The organism is Parabacteroides timonensis, assembly GCF_900128505.1.
GTDB lineage: Bacteria > Bacteroidota > Bacteroidia > Bacteroidales > Tannerellaceae > Parabacteroides > Parabacteroides timonensis.
The window spans coordinates 2,241,922-2,255,113 of sequence record NZ_LT669941.1 but is presented as its reverse complement, the minus strand read 5'-3'; the positions used below and the strand labels follow the sequence as shown (position 1 = coordinate 2,255,113).

Sequence of the window (13,192 nt, the reverse complement as noted above, 5' to 3'; positions counted from 1 at the left end):
ATTATATATGTAGCTTTCTTGCAGAAACGAATAATATTGTACATTTGCCGTTGTTTTCAGAAACTAAGCGAGATGGGAAAAGTATTGATCATTGACGACGAGAAACAGATTTTAAATTTACTGTCACGTATTATTGAACTGGAGGGTTATGAAGTCCTTCAGGCTTCCTGTTGCAAAGCAGGATTAAAACAACTGGAACAGTATAGTCCGGAAGTCGTATTGTGTGACGTTCGACTACCCGACGGAAGTGGCGTGGAGTTGGTTACAGAATTGAAGAAGTTGCGCCCTCTTTCCGAAGTGATCTTATTGACTGCACACGGAAATATACCGGATGGCGTGCAAGCCATAAAGAACGGAGCTTTTGATTATATAACTAAAGGCGACGACAATAATAAAATTCTTCCTTTGATCGCTAAGGCAACGGAAAAAGCAACGGCTGCCTATTGTCTGGCAAAAGTATCAAAATCCCCTGTAGGTCAACAGTATTCGTTTAATACAATTGTTGGAAAGTCTCCGGCTATTCAGGAAGCGATTGCATTAGCCCAAAAAGTAGCTCAGACCGATGTTCCCGTTTTGCTGACTGGCGAAACAGGTACTGGTAAAGAAGTCTTTGCACAATCCATCCATCAGGCTAGCAGTCGACAGGGGAAAGCGTTTGTGGCAATCAACTGTTCATCTTTCAGTCGTGATTTATTGGAGAGTGAAATGTTTGGCCATAAAGCAGGAGCATTTACCGGTGCTATGAAGGATACAAAAGGGTTATTTGAAGAAGCGAACAACGGAACGATCTTTTTGGATGAAATAGGTGAAATGGCTTTCGATTTGCAGGCGAAGTTACTGCGTATACTCGAAACCGGTGAGTTCATAAAAATAGGAGATACGCGTCCTATCAAGGTAAATGTACGTATAATAGCAGCTACCAACCGGGATTTGTCAAAGGAGATTGCCGAAGGACATTTCCGTGAAGATTTATTCTATCGTTTGTCAGTCTTTCAGATTCACCTGCCACCGCTCCGTGAACATATTGAAGACATACCACTTCATATAAAATCGTTTGTAGATTCTCTTTCAACGAAAATGGGAAAAGCGATTCAAACGATTTCGCCGGAATATATTAATATCCTGAAGCAACATAGCTGGAAAGGTAATGTGCGCGAACTCCGCAACGTAGTGGAACGCAGTTTGATTATCGCCGATGGCAATATGCTTACGCCCGACTCTCTCCCGTTGAATTTGCAACATCCTGAAATCACAAGTACCGGTTCTTATTCCGGTTTCGACTTGAGTGGAGTTGAAAAAGTGCATATCCAAAAGGTTTTGAAATACACAAATGGCAACAAAACCGAAACATCCCGTCTGTTGGGAATTGGTCTGACAACTTTGTATCGTAAGATAGAAGAATACAAATTGTAAATTTAATTCCAATATGATAGTATGAGGATATCTTCTGTTTTAAAGCTGATTTTTTATATGTGTATTCTGTGTGTTTTTACTCTTCATGCCCAGAACAATATAAACTATTACTTTAAAACATTAGATATAAAGGATGGTCTTTCACAAAATACAGTAAATGCTATTTTACAGGATAAGCAGGGTTTTTTGTGGTTTGGAACTAAAGACGGCTTAAACCGTTTTGATGGTTTGTCTTTTCGTATATTCAAGAAGGAAGAGTCCGATCTGGGAAATAATTTTATAACGGCACTTTATGAAGATAAGGAGGGTTCCATTTGGGTGGGAACCGATGCCGGTGTATTTGTATATGATCCGGTATCGGAGGCTTTTACTCATTTTGATGTAATAAGCGATACCGGGAATATCATTGAACGGGCAGTGACGATGATTACGGAGGATGAGAATAATGCAATCTGGATTTCCGTCGATTATCAGGGCTTGTTCTGTTACAGCCATAAACAACTGACAAATTACCTTCAAAAGGATAAACATGAGAATAAGCTGCCTAATGTAACCCGTTTCTGGTTTAATGGAAACACTTGTTGGGTTGGTTTATACGACGATAACCTATATTATACAGATAATAATTTTAAAACGGAGCTTATACCTTTTAAAGATACAGATGGTAATGAACCGTTTAAGGGAGATATAATTAATACCCAGGTGGTTGGTCCTCATAACTGTATATACGTCGGTTCTTCTAATGGATTGACAGAGATAAATATGACTACAGGTAAAGTACGTCGCCTATTGTCATATTACGTTCGGGATTTAGAGTTCAAATCGGATAGGGAATTGTGGGTAGGAACAGAATCCGGTTTATATATTTATGATCTGGAGAATGAAACTGAAATTCATTTGGCTGCATCTGAAGAGAATGATACTTACGCTTTAGCCGACAATGCGATTTATTCTTTATGTCGCGATAATGAGGGAGGAATGTGGATTGGCTCTTTTTTTGGTGGAGTCAATTATTATCCTTATCAGCGAACTTATTTTGAAAAGTTTTATCCGCGGGAAGGTCTAAAGACGTTTGGACGTCGTGTTCGGGAGTTTTGTAGAAGCAATGATGGTTCTTTATGGATTGGAACGGAAGATAAGGGATTGTTTAATTTCGATCCGGCAACAGGATCTATACAACCGTTTCTGCATCCTTTGATTTGTAATAATATCCATGGGTTATGTCTGGATGGCGATTACTTATGGGTAGGAACCTTTTCCGGTGGTTTAAATCGTATAGACCTGAAAACGAAGCAGCTAAAACATTATCAAAGAGGCACTGAAGAATACTCATTGGATGCAAATAATATTTTTTCTATTTGTAGAGCTACCACCGGCAATTTATGGATCGGTACTACCTCTGGGTTATTAAAATACAATCGAACGACAGACAATTTCACACGTATCCCCGAATTATCCAATGTGTTTGTTTATAAGATCCAGGAAGATTTTCATGGAAACTTATGGTTGGCAACTTATTCAAATGGTGTTTTCCGTTACGATATCAATCGGAAAGAATGGAAGAACTTTATAAATAACAGTGCTGATACAACATCTTTACCATATGACAAGGTTATCGATATTTATGAAGATAGCCAGAAACGTTTATGGTTTATGACTCAGGGAGCCGGCTTCTGTTGTTTCAATCCGCAAACGGAAAACTTTACCCGTTATGATATGTCGAAAGGCTTTCCTTGCAATATTATCTATAAGATGTTGGAAGATAATCAGGGAAATTTGTGGTTAACAACCAATAATGGACTGATCTGTTTTAATCCGGATACAAATTATATGCGGACTTATACTACATCGAACGGTTTGCTTAGCAACCAGTTCAATTACCAGTCCGGTTATAAAGATGAGAAAGGACATCTTTATTTCGGTAGTATAAATGGATTTATAACATTTAACCCGACAACATTTGCTGAGAATAAAATAATTCCACCGGTTGTTATTACAGATTTCTTTTTGTTTAATAAGCGGCTACCTGTAAACCGTGATGCTTCTCCTTTAGAAAAAAGTATCACTTGTTTAGAAAAGATTGAGCTGGATGCCGACCAGAATTCATTCTCGTTTCATGTGGCGGCATTGAGTTATCAGGCGCCTGAAATGAACCAATTACATTATAAATTGGACGGATTTGATAAAGAGTGGTACACGGTGGAACGGAATGCATTGATCAATTATTCAAATTTGCCTTATGGAACTTATACGTTTAGACTGAAAGGATCGAATAGTGACGGCTTGTGGAATGAAACTGAGCGCGTATTAAAGATTCATATATCGCCTCCTTTTTATTTATCAACCTGGGCGTACCTATTATATTTGTTATTGTTCTTTTTTTCTGTCGCAGGAATTATCAGGTATTTCAGGAAAAGGAATCGACAGAAGCATCAGCAAGCTATGGAAAAGTTTGAGCGGGAAAAGGAACGGGAGTTATATACTGCCAAGATCGACTTTTTCACAAATGTAGCCCATGAGATTCGTACACCTTTGACATTAATAAAAAGTCCGTTAGAAAATGTCTTATTCTCTCCGAATGTATCTGGTGAGATCCGTGATGATCTGGAAATTATGGACTTGAACACAAATCGCCTGTTGGATCTGGTTAATCAGCTGCTTGATTTCAGGAAAACAGAAACTCAAGGGTTTAAACTGAACTTTGTCGATTGTAATGTCTCGGATATTTTGCAGCAAACTTATACTCGTTTTACACCTTTAGCCCGTCAGAGAGGATTGGAATTTACAATCGATAGCCCCGATAAACTATATGCTTCGGTAGATCGTGAAGGATTGACGAAAATAATAAGTAATTTGCTTACGAATGCGGTAAAATATGCCGATACGTATATTCACGTTAAGTTGTCGGAGAATGAAACAGATAGAATATTTGTATTATCTGTTTGTAATGATGGTGATGTAATCCCTGAGGAAATGCGGGAAAAGATTTTTGAGCCTTTTGTTCAGTATAAAGATGGAATGTCGCGTATGGCGTCAGGTACAGGTATTGGCTTGGCTTTGGCACGCTCACTGGCTGAGTTCCACGATGGGACATTACGTATGGATGATTCTACGGAGCATAACTGTTTTCTTTTGACTTTACCGGCCAATCAGAAGCAAACGATTGCTATATTAAATAATGACCTGGAAAATAAAGAGTCTTCAAGCGATGATCTTCTACAAACTAACAAACAAAACCGTTACACTGTATTGATAGTGGAAGATAACCAGGAGATGTTGTCATTTGTTACAAAACAATTATCTTCTACATACTCAGTGTTAACAGCGTCTAATGGAGTGCAGGCCTTGAAGATCCTGGAAAACAATGCTGTAAGTCTGATTGTCTCAGATATAATGATGCCGGAAATGGATGGTCTGGAGCTATGTGATCATATCAAATCCAATTTGAGTTACAGTCATATCCCTATTATCCTATTGACGGCAAAGACGACTATGCAATCGAAAATAGAAGGTCTGAAATCCGGTGCAGATGCTTATATAGATAAACCTTTTTCTGTGGAATATCTGAAAGTCTGCATCTCTAACCTGCTGTTAAATAGGGAAAAACTGCATGCCGCATTTGCCCAGTCTCCGTTTGTTCAGATAAATACGATGGCGATGACAAAGGCAGACGAAGCTTTTCTGAAATCTTTGAATGATATTGTTCTCGCTAATATGCAGAATCCGGACTTTAGCCTGGACGATATGGCAGGTTTGTTGAACATGAGCCGTTCAAGTCTGAACCGTAAGATAAAAGGATTATTGGATATGACTCCTAATGATTATATCCGTTTGGAACGACTGAAAAAAGCAGCTCAATTATTGAAGGAGGGGGAATGTAAAGTGAACGAGATATGTTATATGGTAGGCTTCAATACCCCCTCTTATTTCGCCAAGTGTTTCCAGAAACAGTTTGGTATTCTACCTAAGGATTTTGTGAAATAACTACCTCCATAACTCTTTCTGGGGCGGTTTTGATTATATAATTGCATTAATTGGAAAGATTGTTGCAGTTCTTTTTAATAGATAGAAATACATTTGTAACCGAAAGTTTCAGGCAGAAACCTAATACCATGCAATAAGAAATATATTCTCAAAAAACTGTATTATAACTTTTATAAATATAATTATGAAGATTAAAAATCTAACCTGTTGCCTACTGCTCCTGATCGGCACGATCAGTGGAGGGGCGGTGAATTACTCACCGGAAAATGTGAAAGCGTCGATTGCTCTCAAAGTCCCCGGAAATGATGCTGAACAATATCCGTTGACTTTACAGAAGTTACAAAATAACTATTTCGATTACCAACTGCTTCCGGCTGGTAAACTTCCGCTTTCGATTTATCAGAAAGTAGAGAATAAGGATGGCAAACAACAAATAACAGTTTGTATCACCGCATTTGAAGACATTTGGTTTAACTATGCAGAACAGATCAAGACAGGGTTCAACCACGATGACTGTCAGTTCTATCTCCCGGGGTTCTGGTATCGTCGTAACCTGCGTTCACCGGAGAAAGCGCCTTCTTTCCATACATCCGATAGTTGGATCGTACGGGAAGACCGTCTGAGTACACCTCTCACAGCCATCTTCGATGCCCGTAACCAGAAAACGATCTCTGTTATTCGTCTCGATGATTTCGAAACAGATGCTCTGACGACTCATAAAGAAGGTGAAGTGATCCTTTCCGGAAATACATCGATTGGTTTCACCGGTTTTGAAAATGTATCAGGAATAGCTTCCCTCTCTTTCGGTTTCCCATACCGGGAAGCACCGAAAACATACATCCGTAAGTTGACCCTTGCTCCTGAAGTAGAAGCCTTCCAGCTCCTCCGTAAAGATGAAAGCATCTCGTTGACCTGGGAAGTAAACGAATTCGCCGCTTCCGACTTTTCCGAATGCGTTCGCCAGGCTTGGGAATACAGTTTCGACACTAACTGTCCGCAACCGGTGGAGATTGCCTATTCTCCCGAAAAAATGAAAGAGGTAATGAGTAACTTTTTTGTGGAAAGCTATGTGAGCGATAAGCCGACACATTATTATTCCGGCGTGCATATGGAAACTGCTACCTGCAAGAATACCGGAACTGCCGAAGTCGGTTTCGTCGGCCGTACCCTGCTCAATGCATTTAATGCCCTTGAATACGGCGAGCAACAACAGCGTCCCGAATTGGTTAAAAGCGCTAACGCTATCTTTGACACATACTTGACCAACGGCTTTTCCGATGCTGGACTTTTTAACGAGGTTATCTATTACCAACGCGATGAAGTAGAAGGTACGCATAGTATCCGTCGCCAGTCGGAAGGAGTATACGCCGTGCTTTATTATCTTAATTACGAAAGAGAGCGGGGTCGTAAGCATCCGCAATGGGAGCAACGTATCAAAGGTATGCTGGACAGCTTCCTGCGTTTGCAGAACGAGGACGGTAGCTTCCCTCGCAAATTCAAAGATGATTTCTCCCTCGTCGATAAAAGTGGTGGAAGTACGCCGTCAGCTACTTTACCATTGGTAATGGCTTCTAAATACTTTAAAGACAAACGTTATCTGGAAGCAGCCAAACGTTCAGTCAATTATCTGGAAAATGAACTGATCTCAAAGTCTGATTATTTCTCTTCTACGCTGGATGCCAATTGTGAAGATAAAGAGGCTTCCCTGTATGCTTCTACGGCTGCTTACTACTTAGCCTTGGCTACCAAAGGAGCTGAACGTGCTCATTACGCAGGATTAGCAAAGAAAGCCGCTTACTTCGCCCTGTCATGGTATTATACCTGGGATGTGCCTTTTGCTCCCGGACAAATGTTAGGTGACATAGGACTGCAAACCCGCGGATGGGGAAATGTTTCTGTCGAAAACAACCATATCGATGTCTTTATTTTCGATTTTGTAGACGTTCTCCATTGGTTATCAAAAGAGTATAAAGAAGATCGATTCTCCACCTTCGCAGAGGTAATCAGCACCTCCATGCGCCAGTTGTTACCTTACGAAGGACATATGTGTGGGGTTGCCAAGAAGGGATATTATCCGGAAGTTGTACAACATACCAATTGGGATTACGGAAAGAATGGCAAGGGATATTATAATGACATCTTTGCTCCCGGATGGACAGTTGCTTCTCTGTGGGAATTGTTCTCTCCGGGAAGAGCGGAAGCCTTTTTAGAATGATCCGGCAATAGGTTTACTGTTGAGGATTTAGATTAGAAGAAGCTGTTTCTAAAGTTATTTTTTACTTTTGAAACAGCTTCTCCTTTTTATGCAGACTTTTACTTTAAATATTCCTCCGTTTTCCGAAAAAAGTCGGAGATGTGTGCCCCATCCACAAAACCATGATGCACATAAATGGCAACCGGCATAACTAACCGGCCTTCCCGTGTCACAGCTTTCCCGACATTCAGCAGGGGATAACTCGAACCGCTCTTCCGTTCCTGCGTATATGTGATCGATGTGAAATAAAGATCAGGTGTTGCACTTACGAGTATAACACTGTACCGGCTGTCTTCCGTCGCTATATTTTCAGATTCGTACGGATTGCCGTCTTCCGGTATTGAGTCGATGATATGGCGGGCTTCCTTGTAAAAGGCTTCGAAATCTTCAATCCACGGTATCCTTACCGTAAAGAACTTCCCGTTTTGATGCATGCGTATCGGACACAATACATCGACTGTCTCATAACAAACTATCTCCCCGCTGTTTTTTATCCTGAAACGCAGCTCCTTTATTTCATTTGCCGCTCGCAGGATGGCATACAGATAATGGAGAAAGAAGGACTGTCCGTTCTTTTTTGCCCGTTCTTTTGCTCCGGCGCACTCCACTTCGGAGGTAATAGATATACTTGGATTTTCAAAGTCACGAAAGAAATTGTAATTGTCTTTCCGTTCCCAGTTCTCAAAATTAATGAGGTGTCCCTTGGGAAAAACAGGTTGCGTATCCATATAAACTAAATATTATTGATAGGCTGCAAAGATAACTATTTCGTTTACATAGAATATCTTTAAAAAGAAGATCAGGCATGAATCTCAACAAAAGTTTTCATAAATAATTCCTTCATTCCTTCATGTCTGATATAATTCGCTGGTTAACTGCTATATACATATGAATGATTTTTTATCGAATGAAGGAAACAGTCTTATTTCCGGAAAATTACTTCATATTCCTTCTTAAAGCTGAAATAAGTTTGGGCTTACTCTTTCAGTACAAAGTAAAAACTTAAATAATAAGCCTATAATAGATTAACCAATTACTTCTAATTCCGAAAGTTATAATCTTTTTATTGTTTGTCATCTGTCAAACGCTTATTCGATATCTGTGCTACAAGCGTTTGACAAATGTCAAACAAGTGTTCGATAACTGACAAACGGAAAAAAAGATAGGACAACAGAGTTAAAAGGTGATAGGTCGCGTGTTAGAATAAAATGAGCTAACAGATAACCTTACAGATGAATAAAAAAGCAAAAATTAAAGGACTTTCCTTCATGTTGATTAATTTCCTTCATATTTTCCAATTCAGCCCTATCAGATTCTTTTTTCTTCACCTTTTCATTTTGAAAGATATTGTCGTTTTGGAAAGGCAACCTTTTCAAAATGGAAGGGTTGTTGCCGGAGCTGTTTTCTTTCTGGCTTTATTAAAGTGCTGTATTTCAGTTAAGAACAATCCTGTGCGTTTTTTTGGCACGCCTTTGGCATATAGAATAGCGAAACGATTAGTATTAACTATTAAATAAACAAAGGTATGTTAGACAACGTATTTGTAGGATTTGGATTTTTATGTGTGGTGGGAGCGGCCTGCTACTGGTTTTTCTTTAAGTGTGTGGATTGGTTTGAAAAGATTTAAGAAAGGAGAGAAAATATGTTTGTAGCTTTATTTATACTCTGCGTAGTGATCTTCGGGTATCTGATGTATGTATTGATCAAACCCGAGAAGTTTTAATCGTAAATTTAAGGTGAAAAGATGAATACTGAATTAATAGGTAGTATTGCGCAAATCGTATTGATGGTCGTTTTGGCCTACCCACTGGGGATGTACATTGCGAAGGTATATAAGGAGGAGAAGACTTGGTTAGACTTCATGGCTCCGGTTGAAAGATGGATTTACAAACTCTGCGGTATTAATCCGAAAGAAGAAATGGGTTGGAAGAGCTTCCTGAAAGCACTTCTTACTGTCAATGTTTTTTGGTTTTTCTGGGGGATGATCCTCCTCTGTACACAGGCGTATTTGCCGTTGAACCCGGACGGTAATGCAAACCAGAGCCCCGACCTGGCATTCAATACATGTATCAGTTTTATGGTGAACTGTAACCTGCAACATTATAGCGGCGAGAGCGGGTTGACTTATTTCACGCAGTTGTTTGTTATCATGCTGTTCCAGTTTATTACGGCGGCTACCGGTATGGCGGCACTGGCCGGAATCTTCAAAGCGATGGCTGCAAAGAGCACCACGACGATCGGTAACTTCTGGAATTACCTGGTAAAGAGTTGTACACGTATCCTGTTGCCTTTGTCGCTCGTGGTAGGTTTTATCCTTATCCTGCAAGGTGTCCCGATGGGCTTCGACGGCAAGATGGCCGTAACCACTATGGAAGGTACCGAACAGATGGTTTCGCAAGGACCTACAGCTGCTATCGTTCCTATTAAACAATTGGGAACCAATGGTGGAGGTTACTTCGGCGTAAACTCTTCGCATCCGCTGGAAAACCCGACTTACCTGTCCAATATGGTGGAATGCTGGTCGATCCTGATCCTGCCGATGGCGATGATTTTTGCACTGGGCTTCTATCTGAAACGTAAGAAGTTGGGGTATACGATTTTCGGCGTGATGCTGTTTGCTTACCTGGCAAGCGTGGCGATCAATACGTATTATGAAATGAACGGTAACCCGAAAATTACCGAAATGGGTATCGACCAGGCATGTGGGGCGATGGAAGGTAAGGAAACGCGCCTGGGGCCGGCTGCTACCGCACTCTGGAGTTGTACGACAACGGTGACTTCCAACGGTTCGGTGAATGGTATGCACGACAGTACGATGCCGCTTTCAGGCATGATGGAAATGTTGAATATGCAGATCAATACCTGGTTCGGCGGTGTGGGAGTCGGTTTTATGAACTATTATGCTTTCCTTATTATAGCTGTCTTTATCAGCGGGCTGATGGTTGGACGTACGCCGGAATTCCTCGGAAAGAAAGTGGAGGCGCGTGAAATGAAGATCGCTACGATCGTGGCGCTGACGCATCCGTTCGTGATCCTGATCTTTACGGCTATTGCAAATTATATTTATGTTTATCACCCTGCCTTTGTGGAGGGCGAAGGGGGATGGTTGAATAATCCGGGTTTCCATGGTTTCAGTGAAATGCTTTACGAATATACCTCTGCTTCAGCCAATAACGGTTCGGGTTTCGAGGGACTGGGAGATAATACCTGGTTCTGGAACTTTACGACAGGCTTGGCATTGATTATTTCGCGTTACCTCCCGATCGTGGGACAGGTGGCCATCGCAGGATTGCTGGCACAGAAGAAGTTTATCCCCGAAAGCGCAGGGACATTGAAGACCGACACGGTGACGTTTGCTGTAATGACATTCAGTGTGATCTTTATCGTTGCCGCCTTGTCCTTCTTCCCCGCACTGACGCTGGGACCGATTGCCGAATATTTTAGCATTTACTAATTAGCTGATAGTTAAGAAAGAAATAAGATGAAAGAGAATAAATCCGCTTCTTTGTTTCCAAAGGAGCTTGTCATAGAAAGCATGAAACAGTCGTTCGCAAAACTGGACCCGCGTACGATGTTTCGCAATCCGATCATGTTCATTGTCGAGATAGTGACGTTTGTGATGTTGATCGTTACGATTTGGGCTGCCGCTACCGGAGCGCAAAACCAGGGAACGTTCGGATATAACTTGTTTGTTTTTGTTGTGTTGTTTCTCACCCTGCTCTTTGCCAACTTTGCCGAAGCTATTGCCGAGGCACGTGGCAAAGCCCAGGCGGACAGCTTGCGCAAAACCCGTGAAGAGACACCGGCCAAGTTGATTGGTGCTGGCGGTTCTATCACATCGGTAAGCAGTTCGAAGTTGAAAAAAGGCGATGTCTTTATTTGTGAAGCCGGTGATACGATCCCGTCCGACGGTGAGATCATCGAAGGGCTTGCCTCTATCGACGAAAGTGCCATTACAGGTGAGTCGGCCCCGGTGATCCGCGAAGCGGGTGGCGACAAGAGTTCCGTAACCGGCGGTACGAAGGTACTTTCCGACCAGATCCGTGTGGTGGTGACCACACAGCCGGGCGAGAGCTTCCTCGATAAGATGATTGCTCTGGTAGAAGGTGCTTCAAGGAAAAAGACACCGAATGAGATCGCGTTGACGATCCTGCTAGCCGGTTTTACATTGGTATTCGTGGTTGTTTGCGGTACGTTGAAACCGATGGCCGACTATTCGAATACGCAGATCACGATTGCGGCTTTCATTTCTTTGTTTGTCTGCCTGATCCCGACAACGATCGGCGGTCTGCTGTCGGCGATCGGTATTGCCGGTATGGATCGTGCCTTGCGTGCCAATGTGATTACCAAATCGGGTAAGGCGGTGGAAACGGCCGGTGATATAGATACTTTATTACTGGATAAAACCGGAACGATAACGATCGGTAACCGTAAAGCTACGCAGTTCTATCCGGTATCCGGTATCGAGGAACAAGCATTCGTGCAGGCTTGCCTGTTGGCTTCCCTGTCGGATGAAACGCCTGAAGGTAAATCGATTGTCGAACTGGGACGTGAACGGGGTATCCGTATCCGCGACCTGAGTACTTCGGGTTCGAAGATGATTAAGTTTACCGCAGAAACCAAATGTTCGGGTGTCGACCTGAAAGACGGTATCCGTATCCGTAAAGGGGCTTTCGATGCGATTCGCAAGATGAGTGAGGCTGCCGGGAATAAATATCCGGAAGAGGTGGCCGACCTGGTACAGAAGATCACGAGTAACGGGGGGACGCCGCTGGTGGTTTCGCAGGATGACTTTATTATCGGTGTGATTGAATTGCAGGATATTATCAAGCCGGGTATCCAGGAACGTTTCGAACGTCTCCGTAAGATGGGTGTAAAGACAGTAATGGTAACGGGTGATAATCCGCTGACTGCCAAATATATTGCCGAGAAAGCCGGTGTAGACGATTATATCGCCGAAGCTAAGCCGGAAGATAAGATGAACTATATCAAGAAGGAACAGGACAGCGGTAAGCTGGTTGCGATGATGGGTGACGGTACGAACGATGCTCCGGCACTGGCCCAGGCAAACGTCGGGGTTGCTATGAACAGCGGTACGCAGGCGGCTAAGGAAGCCGGTAATATGGTGGATCTCGATAACGACCCGACCAAGCTGATCGAGATCGTGGAGATCGGTAAGCAGTTATTGATGACGCGCGGAACGTTGACTACGTTCAGTATTGCGAATGATGTGGCTAAATATTTTGCTATTGTCCCGGCTTTGTTTATGGTGGCTATTCCACAACTGGGTACACTGAATATCATGCATCTGCATAGTCCTGAAAGTGCTATATTGAGTGCGATTATTTTCAATGCGATCATTATTCCGATCCTGATTCCGTTGGCATTGAAAGGGGTTGCTTATAAGCCGATCGGAGCTTCCGCGTTATTGCGCCGCAACTTGTTGATCTATGGAGTAGGCGGTATAGTGGCACCGTTCGTCGGGATCAAGTTAATCGACCTGGTTGTCAGTTTGTTTATGTAATCAATTAAAAGTATAGA

Annotated in this window: 8 protein-coding genes; 7 read left to right on the top strand and 1 reads right to left on the bottom strand. The window is 42.1% G+C overall.

All coding sequences use genetic code 11. The annotated features are described in order from the left end of the window. The first annotated feature begins 72 nt into the window (after positions 1 to 72). The 3 genes from BQ7394_RS16650 (at position 73) to BQ7394_RS16640 (ending at position 7,612) form a co-directional block, all read left to right on the top strand. Positions 73 to 1,413 carry a sigma-54-dependent transcriptional regulator gene (locus BQ7394_RS16650; protein WP_075558455.1) on the top strand — a complete coding sequence of 447 codons (1,341 nt, stop codon included), beginning with the start codon at positions 73 to 75 and terminating at the stop codon, positions 1,411 to 1,413. A gap of 57 nt (positions 1,414 to 1,470) precedes the next feature. Continuing rightward, complete coding sequence (locus BQ7394_RS16645) at positions 1,471 to 5,397, top strand: hybrid sensor histidine kinase/response regulator transcription factor (protein WP_235848764.1); 3,927 nt, start codon at positions 1,471 to 1,473, stop codon at positions 5,395 to 5,397. A gap of 184 nt (positions 5,398 to 5,581) precedes the next feature. Next, positions 5,582 to 7,612: a hypothetical protein gene (locus BQ7394_RS16640; protein ID WP_075558453.1), complete on the top strand. Its 2,031-nt coding sequence runs from the start codon at positions 5,582 to 5,584 to the stop codon at positions 7,610 to 7,612. A gap of 98 nt (positions 7,613 to 7,710) precedes the next feature. Here the strand turns inward: BQ7394_RS16640 and BQ7394_RS16635 are convergent, their stop codons facing one another. Further along, on the bottom strand, positions 7,711 to 8,379 hold the full coding sequence (locus BQ7394_RS16635) for a chloramphenicol acetyltransferase (protein ID WP_075558452.1): 669 nt from the start codon (positions 8,377 to 8,379) through the stop codon (positions 7,711 to 7,713). Positions 8,380 to 8,883: 504 nt separating this feature from the next. Between BQ7394_RS16635 and BQ7394_RS16630 the strand changes: the two genes are divergently transcribed. The 4 genes from BQ7394_RS16630 (at position 8,884) to kdpB (ending at position 13,175) form a co-directional block, all read left to right on the top strand. Then, entirely contained in the window at positions 8,884 to 9,168 is a 285-nt protein-coding gene (locus BQ7394_RS16630) for a hypothetical protein (RefSeq protein WP_075558451.1), read from the top strand. Positions 9,169 to 9,293: 125 nt separating this feature from the next. Next, positions 9,294 to 9,374 carry a potassium-transporting ATPase subunit F gene (locus tag BQ7394_RS26655; RefSeq protein WP_075558450.1) on the top strand — a complete coding sequence of 27 codons (81 nt, stop codon included), beginning with the start codon at positions 9,294 to 9,296 and terminating at the stop codon, positions 9,372 to 9,374. A gap of 21 nt (positions 9,375 to 9,395) precedes the next feature. After that, positions 9,396 to 11,105 (top strand): potassium-transporting ATPase subunit KdpA, encoded by a 1,710-nt coding sequence (kdpA, locus tag BQ7394_RS16620; RefSeq protein ID WP_075558449.1) that lies wholly within the window; start codon positions 9,396 to 9,398, stop codon positions 11,103 to 11,105. 27 nt (positions 11,106 to 11,132) lie between these two features. Next, positions 11,133 to 13,175, top strand: coding sequence for a potassium-transporting ATPase subunit KdpB (kdpB, locus tag BQ7394_RS16615; protein WP_075558448.1), 2,043 nt, complete (start codon positions 11,133 to 11,135; stop codon positions 13,173 to 13,175). The last annotated feature ends 17 nt before the right edge of the window (positions 13,176 to 13,192 follow it).

Bases quoted from the DNA above. Each gene is read 5' to 3' on its own strand.
- BQ7394_RS16645 (WP_235848764.1), top strand. From the start codon at position 1,471: ATGTGTATTCTGTGTGTTTTTACTCTTCATGCCCAGAACAATATAAAC.
- BQ7394_RS26655 (WP_075558450.1), top strand. From the start codon at position 9,294: ATGTTTGTAGCTTTATTTATACTCTGCGTAGTGATCTTCGGGTATCTG.
- BQ7394_RS16630 (WP_075558451.1), top strand. From the start codon at position 8,884: ATGAATAAAAAAGCAAAAATTAAAGGACTTTCCTTCATGTTGATTAAT.
- BQ7394_RS16650 (WP_075558455.1), top strand. From the start codon at position 73: ATGGGAAAAGTATTGATCATTGACGACGAGAAACAGATTTTAAATTTA.
- BQ7394_RS16640 (WP_075558453.1), top strand. From the start codon at position 5,582: ATGAAGATTAAAAATCTAACCTGTTGCCTACTGCTCCTGATCGGCACG.
- kdpA (WP_075558449.1), top strand. From the start codon at position 9,396: ATGAATACTGAATTAATAGGTAGTATTGCGCAAATCGTATTGATGGTC.
- kdpB (WP_075558448.1), top strand. From the start codon at position 11,133: ATGAAAGAGAATAAATCCGCTTCTTTGTTTCCAAAGGAGCTTGTCATA.
- BQ7394_RS16635 (WP_075558452.1), bottom strand. From the start codon at position 8,379: ATGGATACGCAACCTGTTTTTCCCAAGGGACACCTCATTAATTTTGAG.